The sequence below is a fragment of the Echinicola vietnamensis DSM 17526 genome (assembly GCF_000325705.1).
GTDB lineage: Bacteria > Bacteroidota > Bacteroidia > Cytophagales > Cyclobacteriaceae > Echinicola > Echinicola vietnamensis.
Genome location: NC_019904.1, coordinates 1,512,515 through 1,527,673, shown reverse-complemented (window position 1 = coordinate 1,527,673; position 15,159 = coordinate 1,512,515). Strand labels below are relative to the sequence as shown.

10 protein-coding genes are annotated in these 15,159 nt (G+C 45.7%); 4 read left to right on the top strand and 6 right to left on the bottom strand.

All coding sequences use genetic code 11. From position 1 onward, the window contains the following. Nucleotides 1–200: 200 nt before the first annotated feature. The 3 genes from pelA to gldB form a co-directional block, all read right to left on the bottom strand. The gene (gene pelA, locus ECHVI_RS06440) at nucleotides 201–1,316 is read right to left on the bottom strand and encodes a pectate lyase (RefSeq protein ID WP_157501260.1); all 1,116 of its coding nucleotides are present in this window, start codon (nucleotides 1,314–1,316) and stop codon (nucleotides 201–203) included. Further along, nucleotides 1,286–2,911 carry a glycoside hydrolase family 28 protein gene (locus ECHVI_RS06435; RefSeq protein WP_245553440.1) on the bottom strand — a complete coding sequence of 542 codons (1,626 nt, stop codon included), beginning with the start codon at nucleotides 2,909–2,911 and terminating at the stop codon, nucleotides 1,286–1,288. The genes pelA and ECHVI_RS06435 overlap by 31 nt, the downstream gene beginning before the upstream one ends. A 184-nt stretch (nucleotides 2,912–3,095) precedes the next feature. Further along, entirely contained in the window at nucleotides 3,096–4,088 is a 993-nt protein-coding gene (gene gldB, locus ECHVI_RS06430) for a gliding motility lipoprotein GldB (protein WP_015265154.1), read from the bottom strand. Nucleotides 4,089–4,212: 124 nt separating this feature from the next. Here gldB and ECHVI_RS06425 point away from each other — a divergent pair, with 124 nt between their 5' ends. Next, nucleotides 4,213–5,556, top strand: a complete 1,344-nt coding sequence (locus ECHVI_RS06425; RefSeq protein ID WP_015265153.1) for a fasciclin domain-containing protein — start codon at nucleotides 4,213–4,215, stop codon at nucleotides 5,554–5,556. A 6-nt stretch (nucleotides 5,557–5,562) separates the two neighbouring features. On the opposite strand, the gene ECHVI_RS06420 is transcribed toward ECHVI_RS06425, so the two are convergent. Together ECHVI_RS06420 and ECHVI_RS06415 are read right to left on the bottom strand one after the other, a co-directional pair. Then, on the bottom strand, nucleotides 5,563–6,522 hold the full coding sequence (locus tag ECHVI_RS06420) for an SGNH/GDSL hydrolase family protein (RefSeq protein WP_015265152.1): 960 nt from the start codon (nucleotides 6,520–6,522) through the stop codon (nucleotides 5,563–5,565). A 6-nt stretch (nucleotides 6,523–6,528) separates the two neighbouring features. Then, nucleotides 6,529–7,956: an MBOAT family O-acyltransferase gene (locus ECHVI_RS06415; protein ID WP_015265151.1), complete on the bottom strand. Its 1,428-nt coding sequence runs from the start codon at nucleotides 7,954–7,956 to the stop codon at nucleotides 6,529–6,531. 483 nt (nucleotides 7,957–8,439) lie between these two features. On the opposite strand from ECHVI_RS06415, the gene ECHVI_RS06410 reads away from it, so the two are divergent. Both ECHVI_RS06410 and ECHVI_RS06405 read left to right on the top strand, forming a co-directional pair. Next, nucleotides 8,440–9,810 (top strand): exopolysaccharide biosynthesis polyprenyl glycosylphosphotransferase, encoded by a 1,371-nt coding sequence (locus ECHVI_RS06410; RefSeq protein ID WP_015265150.1) that lies wholly within the window; start codon nucleotides 8,440–8,442, stop codon nucleotides 9,808–9,810. A 2-nt stretch (nucleotides 9,811–9,812) separates the two neighbouring features. Next, nucleotides 9,813–10,757, top strand: a complete 945-nt coding sequence (locus tag ECHVI_RS06405; protein WP_015265149.1) for a class I SAM-dependent methyltransferase — start codon at nucleotides 9,813–9,815, stop codon at nucleotides 10,755–10,757. Here the strand turns inward: ECHVI_RS06405 and ECHVI_RS06400 are convergent. Continuing rightward, a complete protein-coding gene (locus ECHVI_RS06400) occupies nucleotides 10,734–11,375 on the bottom strand; it encodes a cytochrome c oxidase subunit 3 (RefSeq protein WP_052331411.1) in 642 nt (213 codons plus the stop codon). The genes ECHVI_RS06405 and ECHVI_RS06400 overlap by 24 nt on opposite strands. A 263-nt stretch (nucleotides 11,376–11,638) precedes the next feature. Here ECHVI_RS06400 and mfd point away from each other — a divergent pair, with 263 nt between their 5' ends. Further along, nucleotides 11,639–14,989, top strand: a complete 3,351-nt coding sequence (mfd, locus tag ECHVI_RS06395; RefSeq protein ID WP_015265147.1) for a transcription-repair coupling factor — start codon at nucleotides 11,639–11,641, stop codon at nucleotides 14,987–14,989. Nucleotides 14,990–15,159: the final 170 nt, after the last annotated feature.

The following is a 15,159-nucleotide window of genomic DNA, read 5'->3' as shown; positions in this document are numbered from 1 at the left end:
ATCCAATTTTTTCCAGAAATCATAAAATTAAATGGTTTTTTGAGCAAAAAATCAAGCCCACAGCTACCGGAGCTGGGGCGGTCTCCTAAATCCAAAATACGCCATCACGCGCCAAGGGGAGGGATCAACATGTGTGCCCTTAAGGCATCGGAATCGCCAAGGCGTCAACTTTAGAAAAGCCTACTAATAGTAGCGGGGACTTATAGCCCCTGCTTCCACCGAGGGTACTCCTTTTCAAGTAAGCCTTCGGCATAATTGCCCAAATAGCTGTACCCGACACGTCGTTCATATTCGATATCCTTAAGCTGTGTCCGCTTGATACCATCCCGACCGACATAGAACGGCTGCTGGGTATCCAGATCATAAAAACGTGCCCAAAGCGGCGACGCCCCCGGCTGGTCCACCACCACAAGGTCATAGCCCTTTGCTAAGCTTGGATCCTTGATCCTTTGGACAGCTTTATCCTTGATTTTATGATTTTCAAACCACGCTATGGCGCTTTCGACAGCGGTGACCACTTCAGGGGTTGGATCCGGCAAATGCATCAGGTAACGGACGATATTGACACTCTCCGATCCACTGAGAGAGGGCAGCTCATAAGCCCGGGCCTTAGCAGGAGCCAGGCTGACCTCATCATGCTGGGCGCACCAGATCGTAAGCTGGCCATTGATCTTTACCTGAGTGGCCAAAATGACTTCAAGACCTTTATCCAAAGCAACCTTTGCGGCTTTCTTCCTTTTGGTACCCACAAAGTCGTAAGGCATTTCCCCTTCAGCTACCTTCCGGAGCAAGCGCATCACTCCGATCATGGCATTGTCGTTATAGGTAATGTGCTGGTAATACCCTTTTCGAACAGGGTAATACTGTGGCCAGCCCCCGTTTTCATATTGGGCCTCAAGGAGGTAATCGATACCGCTTAGAAAAGCGATTTTATACCTTTCTTCTTGTGTGGCGGCGTACACCTTTGCCAAATATTCCAGTTGGGAGATGGTCGCCCCATTATCAATGGTAGTGCCTAAATCTTTATTTTTTTCCTCGAGCAGCTTTTCTTTCTCATCCTTGCTGAGCTTCGAGGCCATGTCGATATTCTTGTACCAACCTCCATTTTCATGTTGGTAAAGCAATACATTATCCGCAATCCGCTGGGCTTCTTTACTGTCAAACCATTCCTGATCCTGACGCTGGGCGGCCCGCCAAGACAAGTGCTCCTCATCCTGCGTTTGGGCCATGGTGCTGGCACTCCATGTCAACGCTAAAGCGAGATACAAATACCTGAACATATCTTTTACTTGTTTACGTAAACGGGTTTTTCCCATGCTGCCGGTTTTTCCGGCTGGGTATCCACAAACTTGATGCTGTCGGTCAAGTCTCCTTTTATTTGGGTGACAATCTCTCCGCCAGGTACGTGGAAAACAACATCCTCAAACAACACACCCCTGGTATCCAAAAATTTCATCAGAGAGTCCTGACTGGTCACCTCCACATGCTTAAAGGTAAGGTTTTTGGCATCATCAGCGTTAAAAAACCGCCTGCTGTCTTTGACCACTACATTCTCCATGTGCAGGTTTTCGAGTGGTGACTCAGGGATGCCGTTGATATTGACAAAGGTACTTGCGGTTTCTACTAAAATGTCCTTAATGGTAATGTCCTTAAATTTAGGGGTAAGGTCATTCACCGCTCTAGGAGGCTTCCGCTTGGCCAAGTCCCCCACATACAGCTCCTGCCCTAACATGTCCCAGCGGAATGCCGTCTGACGAAGATTCATCCTGAGCCTTTCATAGTATAGGTTTTGGCCTCCACCGCCCCTGGGCCGGCGGGTCTTGAAGCGTATGCCCACACCTGTATTGTCAAAGACACAGTCGTGGATATAGAGGTTATTGATTTTTCCGGCCGTCTCACTGCCTATCGTAATGCCGCCGTGTCCTTCTTTTGCTAAACAGTATCGGACCACCACATTCTCGGTCGGTTTGTTGACACGGATCCCGTCCTTACCGCGGCCGGCTTTCATGGTGAAGCAATCATCGCCATTGTTCAGCGTAGAATACTCAATCAAGACATTCCTGGATGACTCGATGTCAATGCCGTCCCCTCGGGGAATCCCCACTGAATTGACCGTCACTCCACGGATGATCACTCCATCACAATATACCGGGACGATATTCCAAAATGCCGTGCGCTCCAACGTCACGCCTTCGATATAAACATCCTTGCAGTCTGTCGGAGAAATGAACATGGGCAGGAAAATGGATGCTCCATCATAGCCTTCATAAACACGCTCTGCCACGGGCTTCTCGATGGGCACAAATTTCTCTGTAACATCCTCTGTCATCATCTGTTCCTTGACGGGGCCTTCCTCTGGCCCGTACAAGGTGCCTTTTCCGGTAATGGCGATATTCTCTTGCTGATATGCATAAATACAGGCACCAAGGGACATGACCTCTACCCCTTCATGTCGGGTAAAGACCGCTGGCCTGAAATCCTCCAGCTGACCACTAAAGTACAGCTCGGCACCTTCTTCCAAATGGAAATTAACATTGCTTTTCAGGCTGATCCGGCCGGTCTTCCACTTTCCGGCAGGCACCACCACCTTGCCTCCGCCTTGTGCACTGGCCTCATCGATGGCCTCCTGGATAACCCGGGTGGCCAATTCTCCTTCTTTGGCGCCTTTCTCCCGAATATTGATCGTTAAATCTGGGAAAACGGGCTTTTTAAACTCCGGCATGGCAAATGGAGCCTTTACCGGCGCAATTTCCTCGGGTAAGTTGGATGCCCCCACTTGGTCTTTGGTCATCAGGCTATCCAACGGGAAATAGTCATGTGATGCTTTTATCTTCTCTTCTGAACAAGCTACCAACAGCATGGTCAGCAATAACAAAAAAGCAGTTTCCTTGGGGATCAATTTCATGGTCATGTTTGCGTCTTGGGTATGCTATGATCCTTTAAATTAGGCATTGTCTTCCCGCTTGCCATCCTGCCGTATCCTGAGTATCATCCATACACTACCGCCTTCTTGAATGGCCTGTGAGCGGAAAACCCTTAACCTTCAACCCCACAAACCTTATAACCTCATAACCTTCCAACACCAAACCCCATCATTAAGGCTTATATGCGGAGCCCATAAAAATCTTCTGGGTATTCTTTTCTCCCATTAACCTGACCAGATCAATGTTCTTTTCCTCGGCATAGGCATCCACAATGTTCCAGCCGACCCACCTGCCCACTCTCCCCGGAGCATCAGGACTGATGGCATCGGTGAAGGGCGCCTCTCCGGTATATTTCCGCACCTCGAAAGGATTGGTTTCGTACAGGGCTTCCTGCTCGATCAATTGCGTCCAAATAAAATCCTCGTTGGCATAGCAAGCTGCGAGCTCCTCAGGCGTATACCCTATGATCTGCTCCTCAGGTGTACAGGGGAGCATCGCTTGGGCAAAATGGTAGGCTTTCCCATAAAAAATCATTTCTGCCAAAAGCGAATTATCTTCAAGATCGGTCTTGTTGTACCGGGAAGAAATCGCCGTCACGATCATGGGCACCAAATGATCCCTGTTGTAACGATCCGTCATGTACTTGGGAAGGTCTGGAGGCTGGAAGCGGTGATCAGCAGGCAGAAAATAATCCAGCCCAATGACGATCATTTCACTGTCCATGTACAAATCAGTGGTAAATCCACTGACAAATGTATATACTTTAGGCACTTCAAAGTCCGGATAATAATATTTGATGTGCTTGAAGGCATTCCGCAAGTCCGTTTCTAGTTGATTCACGGAAGAGAAGGTCTCCTTGACTTCCTGATAGAGCTCTTGCATCAAGGTGTCCTTGGGAATACCATATAAAGTGGTCACCAACTGTTCCCGACTGGGATATAGTCCGTCCCTCAGGTACATTTTCGAAAAATAAGGGTGCTCTTCCAAAAAGAAGGCAATGTCCTGCTCACTTTTGGCCTCAAACAGTGGTGTCTCCAAGCGCTCTATGGTAAGCTCAAGCGGAACTTCCTTCACTTCTTCGGAAATCACGCATCCCTCTTGCTCCTGCTTGCAGGCACAAAACATCGCTAAAATTAGAAGAAATATTCCTGAATTTCTTTTCATCTAATGTACTTTTGTAAAAGTGCTTTACTATTCACTGCATCGAAAGGCCTTGCCCCAAAACAACCTAGCGTAAACTTAAGCATGGCTTTTGCGGTTCTCCAAAAGAAAAGGTAAATAAATTTTTATGGCAAAAGGAGCTTTTTACCCATTATTATTAAGTGTTCGGCTGGTGCTCGCAACAGGTATCCTCTTCCTGATGGGAGCATGCGGTGATGAGGAGTCCTCGCCTGATTTTACCGCCCTCAGTATCGGCTCCTTTGTTTCACAGGATCCGAATTTCAGCGTGATGGCAGAAGCCATCGAACAGACCACATGGAAGGACAGCCTCGACCAATTCGGGCCGTACACCATGCTTTTGCCAAGTGACAAAGCGCTCTCAGCAGAAAATATCACGTCGGTAAATGATCTCTCCAACGACGAATGGCAGCAACTGTTGGATTACCACATTACCCCCGGGGCTTTCAATTCCGACCAACTGATTGGCACCGTCCAAGAAAGCCTTTTACCTGGGTTTTATTGGTTGATCAATAAAAATGAAAACGAGATTGACATCAATGGCGATACCAAAATGCTGTCTGGAGATGTGATGTTAAAAAACGGTGTTGTCCATGTTTTGGAAGGCCTGTTGGAGCCTCAAGCGCTCAACGTCACTTTTATGGCCCAAAATCGCGGTTTTAACATCTTCGTAAAAGGGCTGCTGCGGTCTGGCCTGGATCAAGTATTGGAATCCAGGGAGAGACAATTCACCTTGTTTGCCCCTACAGATGAGGCTTTTGAAGCCTATTTCCAAGCCAATGAACTTACGGAAGAAGCCTGGCTGGGCTTTTCCCGGCTGGAGGAATTTATGAAATATTTTGTGTTGGACGAGACCTTGGACAGTGCACAGCTGACAGCAGGACCACGCATCACGTTGGCTGGCGACACCCTCTATTTTAGCAATCAAGCTGGGGAAATATGGCTTAATGGAAATGGAATACTGCAGGAGACCAATATCCAAGGCGGCAATGGTCTCATTCATAGCCTTGACCACATCATTTCCGCTCCTGAGCAGTCCCTTGCGGCAGTAGTCTCTGAAAACACCCAAGGCAATGGTTATGCAGAATTCAAGGCTGCGATGATTTATGCCCAGTTGCTGCCTTCTCTGGAAGAAAATACCCCCTTGACCATATTCGCCCCCAGCAATGCCGCTTTCCAAGCTTGGTATGAAAAGCTGGGCGTAGCCGGATACTATGAAGTGGATGAAACCTTACTTCGTGAAACGCTACTTTACCATATGGCCATGGGGAGGCATTTCTCTCAAGATTTTGAAAACAGTCAAGTCCTCTCCACTCGCCTTGAGGGATCATCCATATCACTGAACACCGAAACGGGCGCTGTTAACGGGGCTGCCTTGGATGAAAACTACTTAAATAAAATTGCTACCAACGGGGTGATCCATGGGGTCCAAGCCGTTTTCGAGCGACCATAGGCCAGTCTAAGGAATTTGGGCCTGTCGCCGTTCTAGTGGCAGGCCACTTAATCGTTTGTTCAGGACTTCGGTAAAAATCTCAGCTCCTTTGGGATTGAGGTGGGTATTGTCCAGAAAAAACTGTGCGTTATCCTCCAACAAGTGCTCATAATTCCAAAATTCGACTTCCTCGTCCCCTTCAAAATTCCGCAAAAACCGATCCCTCCTTTCGATGATTTCTGCCGTAGCAGCTTTGTTATTTAAACAAAATTTGGGTGGAGCGATGAAGATCACTTTTATGTCCCTGCGCTTGCATTCGTTCACCATTTCCTTCAGGAGCTTCTCGTTTTTTACGTAGCTTTCATCATGGATGGAATTTTGATACGTCAGCCGCTTAAAGAGCTCTCCAGAGGCCCTTAGTCTGGCGGTGTCATACTCATATGTTCCAAACAGGTTGTTGTAATCAGCTACATCATAAACAAATCCACTTTCATTAAAAAGGGCTACATTTTTATCATCCTTCATGGTGCCACAAAAAAGCTTAAAATAAAACTTAAAATTGGCTGTCAACAGGAAACTGTTTTTGACATCGGCCCGATAGTTTTGAATGTCATAATAAATATTAAAAAGATGATTGCTTTCCCATCGTTGGTCGTTATCATTTTCCATGTACCCTAAGGACAGGTCAAACAGGACGTACTTTAACCGGGGTAACTGGGAGGAAAATTTACGGAACAGCATCATATTGGTATTGATAGCGCTGGCCTCATGCGCTAAAGAAGCAGTCGGCATGTCCATGGCCAGGGGATTAATAGCTCTCCACGCATACGAGGGTCCCAAAACCAACGTCTCTATTTCCTCCTTGTGCGCGGTGAGGTAATCACTTTTGGCTTGGTAGCTATTGTCCCTTAGGTAGAGCTCCATGGGAATAAACACCACTGCCAGTGGTAGGATAAAACATGTAATATGGAGGATAAACTTCTTCATAAGGCATCAAAATTGGAAATATAAAAAGTCCTGTGGCTGTCCTCCGTAATAAAAGACTGCAAACAATAACCCGTAATAAACACTCCACCGCACAGCTTTCGGCAGACTCCTTCCCGACAAATCCAATCCATGCTCCTTCTCCCGCTGCATCCACTCTACCACCAGTAACAGCACGATGCCTGCCAAAGCCCTGTTTTCCGGAAGCAAGGGCACTTTAACAATTGAGGTATCCACCAAGGCCACCAAATAGCCCAGACATCTGGAAAGGGGCTGGATAAAGAAGAATAGTGCCAAAAGGGTAAAGGACATAAACGTCTTCACCATTTGCCCAAGCTCTACCCAGCTCGGCAAAACCTTGCCCGCGGCGACGGGAGTCTTGAATTTTTTTCTGCCCCAAAAAATAAACTGCATGAACAATAGCGCATGTAACAGTCCCCACAGGATATACGTCCATGCCGCCCCATGCCAAAAACCTGTTACCAAGAAGATAATCAAGATATTACGCGCGACTTGCCACTTTCTAAATCCTTTTAAGCGTTTGATAATATAATCCCTGAACCAGCTGAACAAGGATATGTGCCATTTTTGCCACAGCTCCGGGATGCTTCTGGCAAAAATAGGATAGTCAAAATTTTTCATCAACCGGAACCCAAAGAGCCTGCCCGTCCCAATGGCAATATCCGAATAGCCTGAGAAGTCCCCGTAAAACTGAAATGAAAACATGATCAGGCACATCAACAGCGTACTGGCCGAATGATCCTGGTAATTCATGGAAATGGTATAGGTATACACCGCCAAATTATCCGCTACTACGATCTTTTTAAAAAGGCCCCAGAGGATCTGGCGCATGCCGTCACTGGCACTGTCCACGTCAAAGTGCCGCTTTTGCTGAAACTGGGGAAGTAAGTGCGTAGCCCGCTCAATCGGGCCGGCCACCAACTGTGGAAAGAAGCTCACATAGGCAAAAAACGCAAAAAAGTCTTTCGTTCCCGTTAACTTCCGGTCATAAACGTCTATGGTATAGCTCAGGGTTTGTAAAGTGTAAAAACTGATCCCAACCGGCAAAATGATGTCCAAACGTCCCGGTGCCATCTGATACCCAAAAAGGGTAAAGGCATCTACAAAGCTTTCGAGAAAAAAATTATAATACTTAAAAAATCCCAGCATCCCCAAATTCACCGTCAAGCTAATCCCTAAAAGGATATTTCGCTTGGACTTCTCGGCAGCATGGTTCAAGCCAATGCCTACCAGAAAGTCCACCAGACTGCTGATCGCTATCAAGATCAAAAAACGCCAATCCCACCAACCGTAAAACACATAACTGGCCACCAAAATAAGCGCATTCTGTAGCCTTAGTTTGTTTTTTAGCACAAACCAATACAACAAAAACACGATGGGCAAAAATATGGCAAACTCTAACGATGTGGTCAACATAAGCAATACCTAAAGCAGGCATCAAAGTGAGTTATATAGCTTCCTTTCTTTTTCAACTGCCCCATGAGCCTTCATAAAATCCACGTTTACTGAAAAACCATGAGGGAGACACTATACTTGATATCAGGCATGTAAAAAAAGTGAAAATAAATTTCAAAAGCAATTTTAAGTATATAAAAAACATTATTTAATATTTTAATTTAGGCTTATCGTATTTTGATACCATCACCTTTTTGGAAGGAATACCGGAAAAACTGTTTTAATCCACCACTTGAAGTGGGCCGATGATGGATCCAACATCAAAAATTTAGATTAACAGATAATTAATGCTGATTACAAAATAAATTTTCATAATTTTACCACACAATTATAAAAATGTATAACTACTATTTTAAGAGAGCATTGGCAATTTTTTACAACGAAAAGAAAATGGTATTTAAATTGCTGTAGCGTTGCAAAATTTTAGTGAAGTAAAAAATTTTTATGGCGAGACGGTTTTACAAATACTTTCCTTGGTTATTTCTCCTTGGTGATGTTTTGGTAATAGCACTTTCCCTACTGCTGACCAATTGGATAGTCAGTAAAATAGTTGTTATCAATAACATGAACCCGCTTTTATACGGTTTGTATTTACTTATTTGGGTATTACTGGCCGCATTCAGAAAAGATTACAAAGTAGGAAGGACTACCGATTATTTCTTTACCCTACAAAAGCTCTTTGGGACGATATTGTGGTTTTTCTCCATTGTATCCGTCCTTTGGATAGCATTTCAGGCTTACCATTTGAGTCGGCTTTTCCTTTTGGTCGATGCAGCATCCATGGCACTGTTGCTCAGCCTGTACAGGGTGGGGACACACATTGCCCTAAAGCAGTACCGATCCCGTGGCGGGAACTATAGAAATGCTGTCATCATCGGTAAGGGCGGCACCAGTTATAAACTGGCAAAAGTCTTCCAAACCAGAAAGGATTTTGGGATTAACTTTCTCGGGTATTACGATGAGATGAGCTCCTGCGTGGAAACACGTGGAAACTTAAATGATTTTTTTGCTGAAGTAAAAAACATGGAGCTCGACTTAATTTATATAAACGAGCGACTCGACCTGCCCACCATCAAAAAAATCGTGCATTACGCAGATGAGCATTACATTAAGGTCAAAGTGATCCCAGGGGGCAGCCTTCAATTAGAGAAAAAATTGTCCTTCTCCAAGTACGGGGATTTTTTCGTCATCAATGTAAATGCCATTCCGCTGGACAATGCCTTTAACCGGGTATTTAAGCGCGCCTTTGATATTTTGTTCTCTTTGTTCATTACCATTTTTGTATTGAGCTGGATGATTCCATTGGTGGGTTTCTTGATCAGGTTGGAATCCCAAGGTCCTATTTTCTTCATTCAGTTAAGAAACGGAGAAAACAATCGTGTCTTCAAGTGCCTAAAATTCCGCTCGATGACGCCAAACGATTATGCGGACACCCATCAGGCGACCAAAAATGACCCTAGGGTCACCCGCATTGGAAAATTTCTACGAAGTTCCTCTTTGGACGAAATGCCGCAGTTTTTGAATGTTTTGATTGGCGATATGTCCATCGTCGGCCCAAGGCCACATACCGTTCCGATGAATGAGACATTCAAAACCCAAATCGAAAAATACAATGCCCGGCATAAGATAAAGCCCGGTATTACAGGTTTGGCCCAAGTAAAGGGCTATCGCGGTGAAATCATCAAGCCATATCAAATTCGTTCAAGAGTGCGGTTAGACTATTTTTATATCCAAAACTGGACCATGTGGATGGATATGAGAATTGTTTTCAGGACTATCCGTGAGATGGGCCTGAACCGGGAAAACGTCTATTGATAATGGAAACTCCTTCAGACGCTAGCTGTACTTTATGCGGAAACCATCGCGCAAACAAACTGCATGTCGTTCGGGAAATGATGTTTGGTACCCGTGACGAATTCACATACCTCGAATGCAGCGATTGCCAAGCCATTCAACTCACCTCCCTTCCTGACGATCTGGGCACCTATTACCCAGCTGATTACTATTCTTTAGGGGAAATAAACCTGTCCAGCTGGCCCGTCAGACGCCTAAAACAGTTACGGTATGCGCTCTTCCGCCTTACCAATATGAACATTTTCAAGCATTATCATTATGGGGATTGGCTTGAAAAACTGGCTCTTCCCCTGGATAGCAGCATTCTTGATCTCGGCTGTGGCAACGGTCAATTATTGTACGAGCTCTTTCCTTGTGGCCACACCAATTTGGTAGGAATGGATCCATTTATGGAAAAATCCCAACGGATCAATCAACACATTCGGCTACTTAAAAAATCAATTTATGAGGTAGAGGAGAAATTTGACTGCATCATGATGCATCACTCTTTCGAGCATATGGACCAACCAAAGGCCGTAATTGATAGGGCGGTAGAACTGCTTAATCCAAATGGAAAGTTGCTCATCAGAATTCCCGTGGCCCAAAAAGCAGCTTGGAAAACTTATGGCACAGACTGGGTCCAACTGGACGCTCCCAGACATTTATTCATTCATAGCGAAACGTCCCTTAAGAAACTAACAGAGGACACTGGGCTCCGCTTGGATCGCATCATTTATGATAGTACAGCCTTCCAATTTACTGGAAGTGAAATGTACCGACGGAACATCCCCTTCCATCAAAGCAATGAAGCAGCCATTTTCACCGCTGAAGAACGCCAAGAATTTAGAGTCAAAGCCCAAGTCCTCAACCAACAGCAAGAGGGTGATCAGGCTTGCTTTTATTTTTCAAAGCGCCAAGACAAACAATAAAAACAACACCAACCACACGATTTCGACGAACTTCCAGTACAGCACAAACAGCTTCACTTTCATGTCCACATAAGGATTTTTCCTAAAGACCAACCCTTTGATGGGATTGGCCATCACCTGCTTTACTTCATAAATCATCAGCAGCACAAACACCATCGCTCCCAACAAATGGAGCATATGGATTCCCGTAAGGACGTACAAGTAACTCCCACTGGGAATGGCAGTGAACAAAACACCTTGCTCAGTCAGGGCTATCCAGCCCCAGCCTTGGAATCCCACAAACATGAACCCCACTAAAAATACCGTCCAAAGGGTTTGTTTCACGAATAGTGGCTGATCATTTTCCAAGGAATGCACCAATTTCCGTGTCCAAAAATTGCTTGACACTATCAAGAAAGTGCTTACCCAAAATGGCCAAGGAAGCTGCTCCCCATTCACGACCGGATTATCTATGGCGGTCACTACAAACGCTACCGCTAAAAACAGAAAAATGATCCCACTGCTCACCATGGCCAAGTAAACCAGTAATTGATACGGGTGAAGGGATTCCGCTTTCTTGATCATGGATGGAAAATTACGCTTTTTCATTTCATCATGGGAGGGTTTCGTCAAACTCATGGACATCTGCATTTTTTATTCCTAAAGAGCCTCATGCCCCACCTTTTTTTAATCAACCCATTTTAGCCTGTAATGGTTGCAACGATAGGCAGATCACCACCCGCCAGTACAATTCCCAGGATGCCATCATAAATAGACCATAATCAGCAGCTTTTTTTTAACTTGCGTCCTAAACCCGAAACATGCATAAGCCTATTTACGCTATAGCACTCAGGCATTAATAACCAAGGACCTGTCATCTTCTTAAACAAGAACAATTTATTGTGGAAAAGCACGCATTTCTAACCCTTTACGAGCAAGATTCCTATATTAAAACGGTGGCCAAGACCATCCAATCATCCGTTGGCAGCAACTTTGCTTTCAAGGGGATTTCAGGCAGTATGGACATGGTCCTTTTGGCTACCTTTATCAATCTTCGCCACAGCAGCCACCTGATCATTGCGCACGATAAAGAAGAAGCGGCCTATTTGGCGAGCGATCTCAGCAGTCTGTTGGACAGGGTCACCCCGCACATTTTCCCTTCTTCTTACAAACGGCCCTATCAGCATGAGGAAGTAGACAATGCCAATGTGCTCATGCGTGCGGAGATCCTGAACAAAGTCCTCTCCTCAGATACCAAAATGGAGATCATCGTGTCTTATCCAGAGGCACTTTACGAAAAAGTCATCAACAAAAAGTCCCTTCAGGAGAACACTTTTACGGCCAAGGTAGGCGAGAAAGTAGATGTCGAGTTTATCACAGAGCTGCTGAGCACCTATGACTTTGAGAAGACCGATTTCGTCTATGAACCTGGCCAATTTGCCATCCGCGGGGGCATCATCGATGTGTTTTCCTTTGCCAATGAATACCCTTACCGAATTGAGCTATTTGGAAAAGAGATCGAAAGCATCAGGACCTTTGACACCGAGAGCCAGCTGTCCGAGGAATCCCTCGATCACATCAGTATCATCCCCAATGTCCAAACCAAGCTGATGCAGGAAGTGCGGCAGTCCTTCACAGATTTCCTACCAAAAGATACTTGTGTGTGGATCAAAGATGTCCAATTTACCATGGACATGCTGGACAATGCCTTCGAAAAAGCCCGCCAGCAGTTTGACAAAATCGTAGACCAAACGGGCAGCAAACAACTGGTGCTCCAACCGGAAAACCTCTTTGATGATGGAGCAGCTTTCTTATCATCCCTTGACCGCCTGACCAAAATTGAATTTGGCAATCAGTACCACTTGCCGACGTCCAAGGTTTTTGATTTTGACATCAAGCCCCAACCATCGTTCAATAAAAACTTTGACCTATTGGTCGAAAACCTGGTGGACAATGAGCGAAAGGGATTGCTGAACATCATCTGCTCTGAAAGTGAAAAGCAGGTGGAACGGCTACAAAACATCTTCCAAGAGCTAGACCCCACCCTCAAGATCCAATCACTCCCTGTCAGTATCAGAGAAGGCTTCGTAGATCATTCTACCATGATCGCGTGCTATACGGACCATCAGATTTTTGAGCGATATCACCGGTATAAAAGCCATAAAAAAGCCAGCAAGACCAAGGCCTTGACGCTCAAAGAGCTCAAAACCTTGCAGGCGGGGGATTATGTCGTTCACGTGGATTACGGCGTGGGGCGCTTTGCCGGGCTGGAAAAAGTGGAAGTCAACGACAATTTCCAAGAGGCGGTCAGGCTGATATTTCGGGATGATGACCTGCTCTACGTCAACATTCACTCTTTACATAAGATCTCCAAGTATTCCGGTCAAGAAGGCACCCTTCCCACCATGTCCAAACTGGGCTCGCCAGAGTGGGAGAACAAAAAGAAAAAGGTAAAACGTAAAGTCAAGGACATTGCCAAGGACTTGATTGCACTGTATGCCAAACGAAGAAATGCCTCCGGCCACCAATATGCTCCCGATAGTGTCTTGCAAGTGGAACTGGAAAGCTCCTTTATCTTCGAGGACACTCCGGATCAAGCTGTGGCCACGGGAGATGTAAAAGCCGACATGGAAAAACCCTACCCCATGGACCGCTTGGTTTGCGGAGATGTAGGGTTTGGCAAGACAGAAGTGGCCATCCGAGCAGCTTTCAAAGCCATCAACGACCGCAAACAAGTAGCAGTATTGGTGCCCACTACCATCTTGGCCATGCAGCATTACCGGACCTTTAAAGAGCGACTTGAGGGATTCCCCGTAAAAGTGGACTATATAAACCGGTTCCGCACCACCAAACAGGTCAAAGAAATCACCAAGCAGGTCACTTCCGGTGAAATCGACATCCTCGTCGGCACCCACCGAATTGTCAACAAAGATGTCCAGTTCAAGGATCTCGGACTGCTGATCATCGACGAAGAGCAGAAATTTGGCGTCAAGGTAAAAGACCAGCTTAAAGAACTCCGCGTCAATGTGGACGTACTGACCTTGACGGCCACCCCCATCCCAAGGACACTCCATTTTTCGCTGATGGGCGCCAGGGACCTATCCGTGATCGCCACTCCTCCACCAAACAGGCAGCCCGTAACCACTGAAATACACACCTTTGAAGAAGAAGTCATTCGGGATGCCGTCTCCAGGGAGCTCCAGCGTGGCGGCCAGGTGTTCTTTGTCCACAACCGGGTCGGAGAAATTGATTCCATTGCCAACCTTATCATGCGACTGGTGCCCGATGCCAAAATTGCTGGTGCCCACGGCCAAATGGACGGCAAGCAATTGGAGAAAATCATGGTGAAGTTTATCGAAGGGGAATTTGACGTGCTGGTCTCCACCAACATCATCGAGTCAGGTCTGGACATCCCCAATGCCAACACCATCATCATCAACAGGGCACACATGTTTGGCCTTAGCGACCTCCACCAGATGCGGGGAAGGGTCGGCAGAAGCAATAAAAAAGCCTACTGCTACCTTCTCACCTCACCCATGTCAGGTCTTACCGCTGAAGCCCGCAAGCGCCTTCAAACGCTGGAAGAGTTTTCCGATTTGGGCGATGGGTTTAAAGTAGCCATGAGAGACTTGGATATCCGAGGTGCCGGAAACCTTTTGGGGGCCGAGCAAAGCGGCTTTATCACCGATTTGGGATTTGAGATGTACCACAAAATATTGGACGAAGCCGTCCAAGAGCTCAAGGAAAATGAGTTTGCCAGCCTCTTTGAAGTCGACCTGAAAGAAAAAGTAAAAGTCTTGGTACAGGACTGTGTGATCGAAACTGACATGGAACTTTTGATCCCTGAAGATTATGTCAGCAATATCTCGGAAAGGCTAAACCTGTACTCCAAGCTAGACAATATCAAAACAGAAGAAGCCCTTACGAAATTTGCCCATGCTGTTTCGGACCGATTTGGTCCCATTCCGCCAGTGGTGGAAGACCTGATGGAAACGGTACGCTTAAGATGGCTGGCAGAAGGCCTTGGGTTTGAAAAACTGGTGCTCAAAAGTGGCCAAATGAAGTGCTACTTCGTTCCCAGCACACGGGAAAGTTATTTCAAATCGGATATTTTCGGAAATATTATTCGATTTATCCAAGGTCATGGCAAATTTTGCAAAATAAAAGAACATAAAAATCGTTTAATTCTTACCATTGGTGGTATTAAATCCGTAGAGAAAGCCAAGCAATGGCTTAGTGAAATGAGCGCTTAAAATTTGCTTTTATCTTTTCAATTCCCTTATTTGTTTTGTGCTATGGAGTGTTCATTTATGGTACGTATGATGAGTTTAATAAAATGAACGTAAAGTAAAAGTATTGTTATATGTCATTATTGATTATATATTAGCAGTATTAATCAGCGAGGAATAAACCAACTTTCACA

Bases quoted from the DNA above. Each gene is read 5' to 3' on its own strand.
- pelA (WP_157501260.1), bottom strand. From the start codon at position 1,316: ATGGGAAAAACCCGTTTACGTAAACAAGTAAAAGATATGTTCAGGTAT.
- ECHVI_RS06435 (WP_245553440.1), bottom strand. From the start codon at position 2,911: ATGACCATGAAATTGATCCCCAAGGAAACTGCTTTTTTGTTATTGCTG.
- gldB (WP_015265154.1), bottom strand. From the start codon at position 4,088: ATGAAAAGAAATTCAGGAATATTTCTTCTAATTTTAGCGATGTTTTGT.
- ECHVI_RS06425 (WP_015265153.1), top strand. From the start codon at position 4,213: ATGGCAAAAGGAGCTTTTTACCCATTATTATTAAGTGTTCGGCTGGTG.
- ECHVI_RS06420 (WP_015265152.1), bottom strand. From the start codon at position 6,522: ATGAAGAAGTTTATCCTCCATATTACATGTTTTATCCTACCACTGGCA.
- ECHVI_RS06415 (WP_015265151.1), bottom strand. From the start codon at position 7,956: ATGTTGACCACATCGTTAGAGTTTGCCATATTTTTGCCCATCGTGTTT.
- ECHVI_RS06410 (WP_015265150.1), top strand. From the start codon at position 8,440: ATGGCGAGACGGTTTTACAAATACTTTCCTTGGTTATTTCTCCTTGGT.
- ECHVI_RS06405 (WP_015265149.1), top strand. From the start codon at position 9,813: ATGGAAACTCCTTCAGACGCTAGCTGTACTTTATGCGGAAACCATCGC.
- ECHVI_RS06400 (WP_052331411.1), bottom strand. From the start codon at position 11,375: ATGAGTTTGACGAAACCCTCCCATGATGAAATGAAAAAGCGTAATTTT.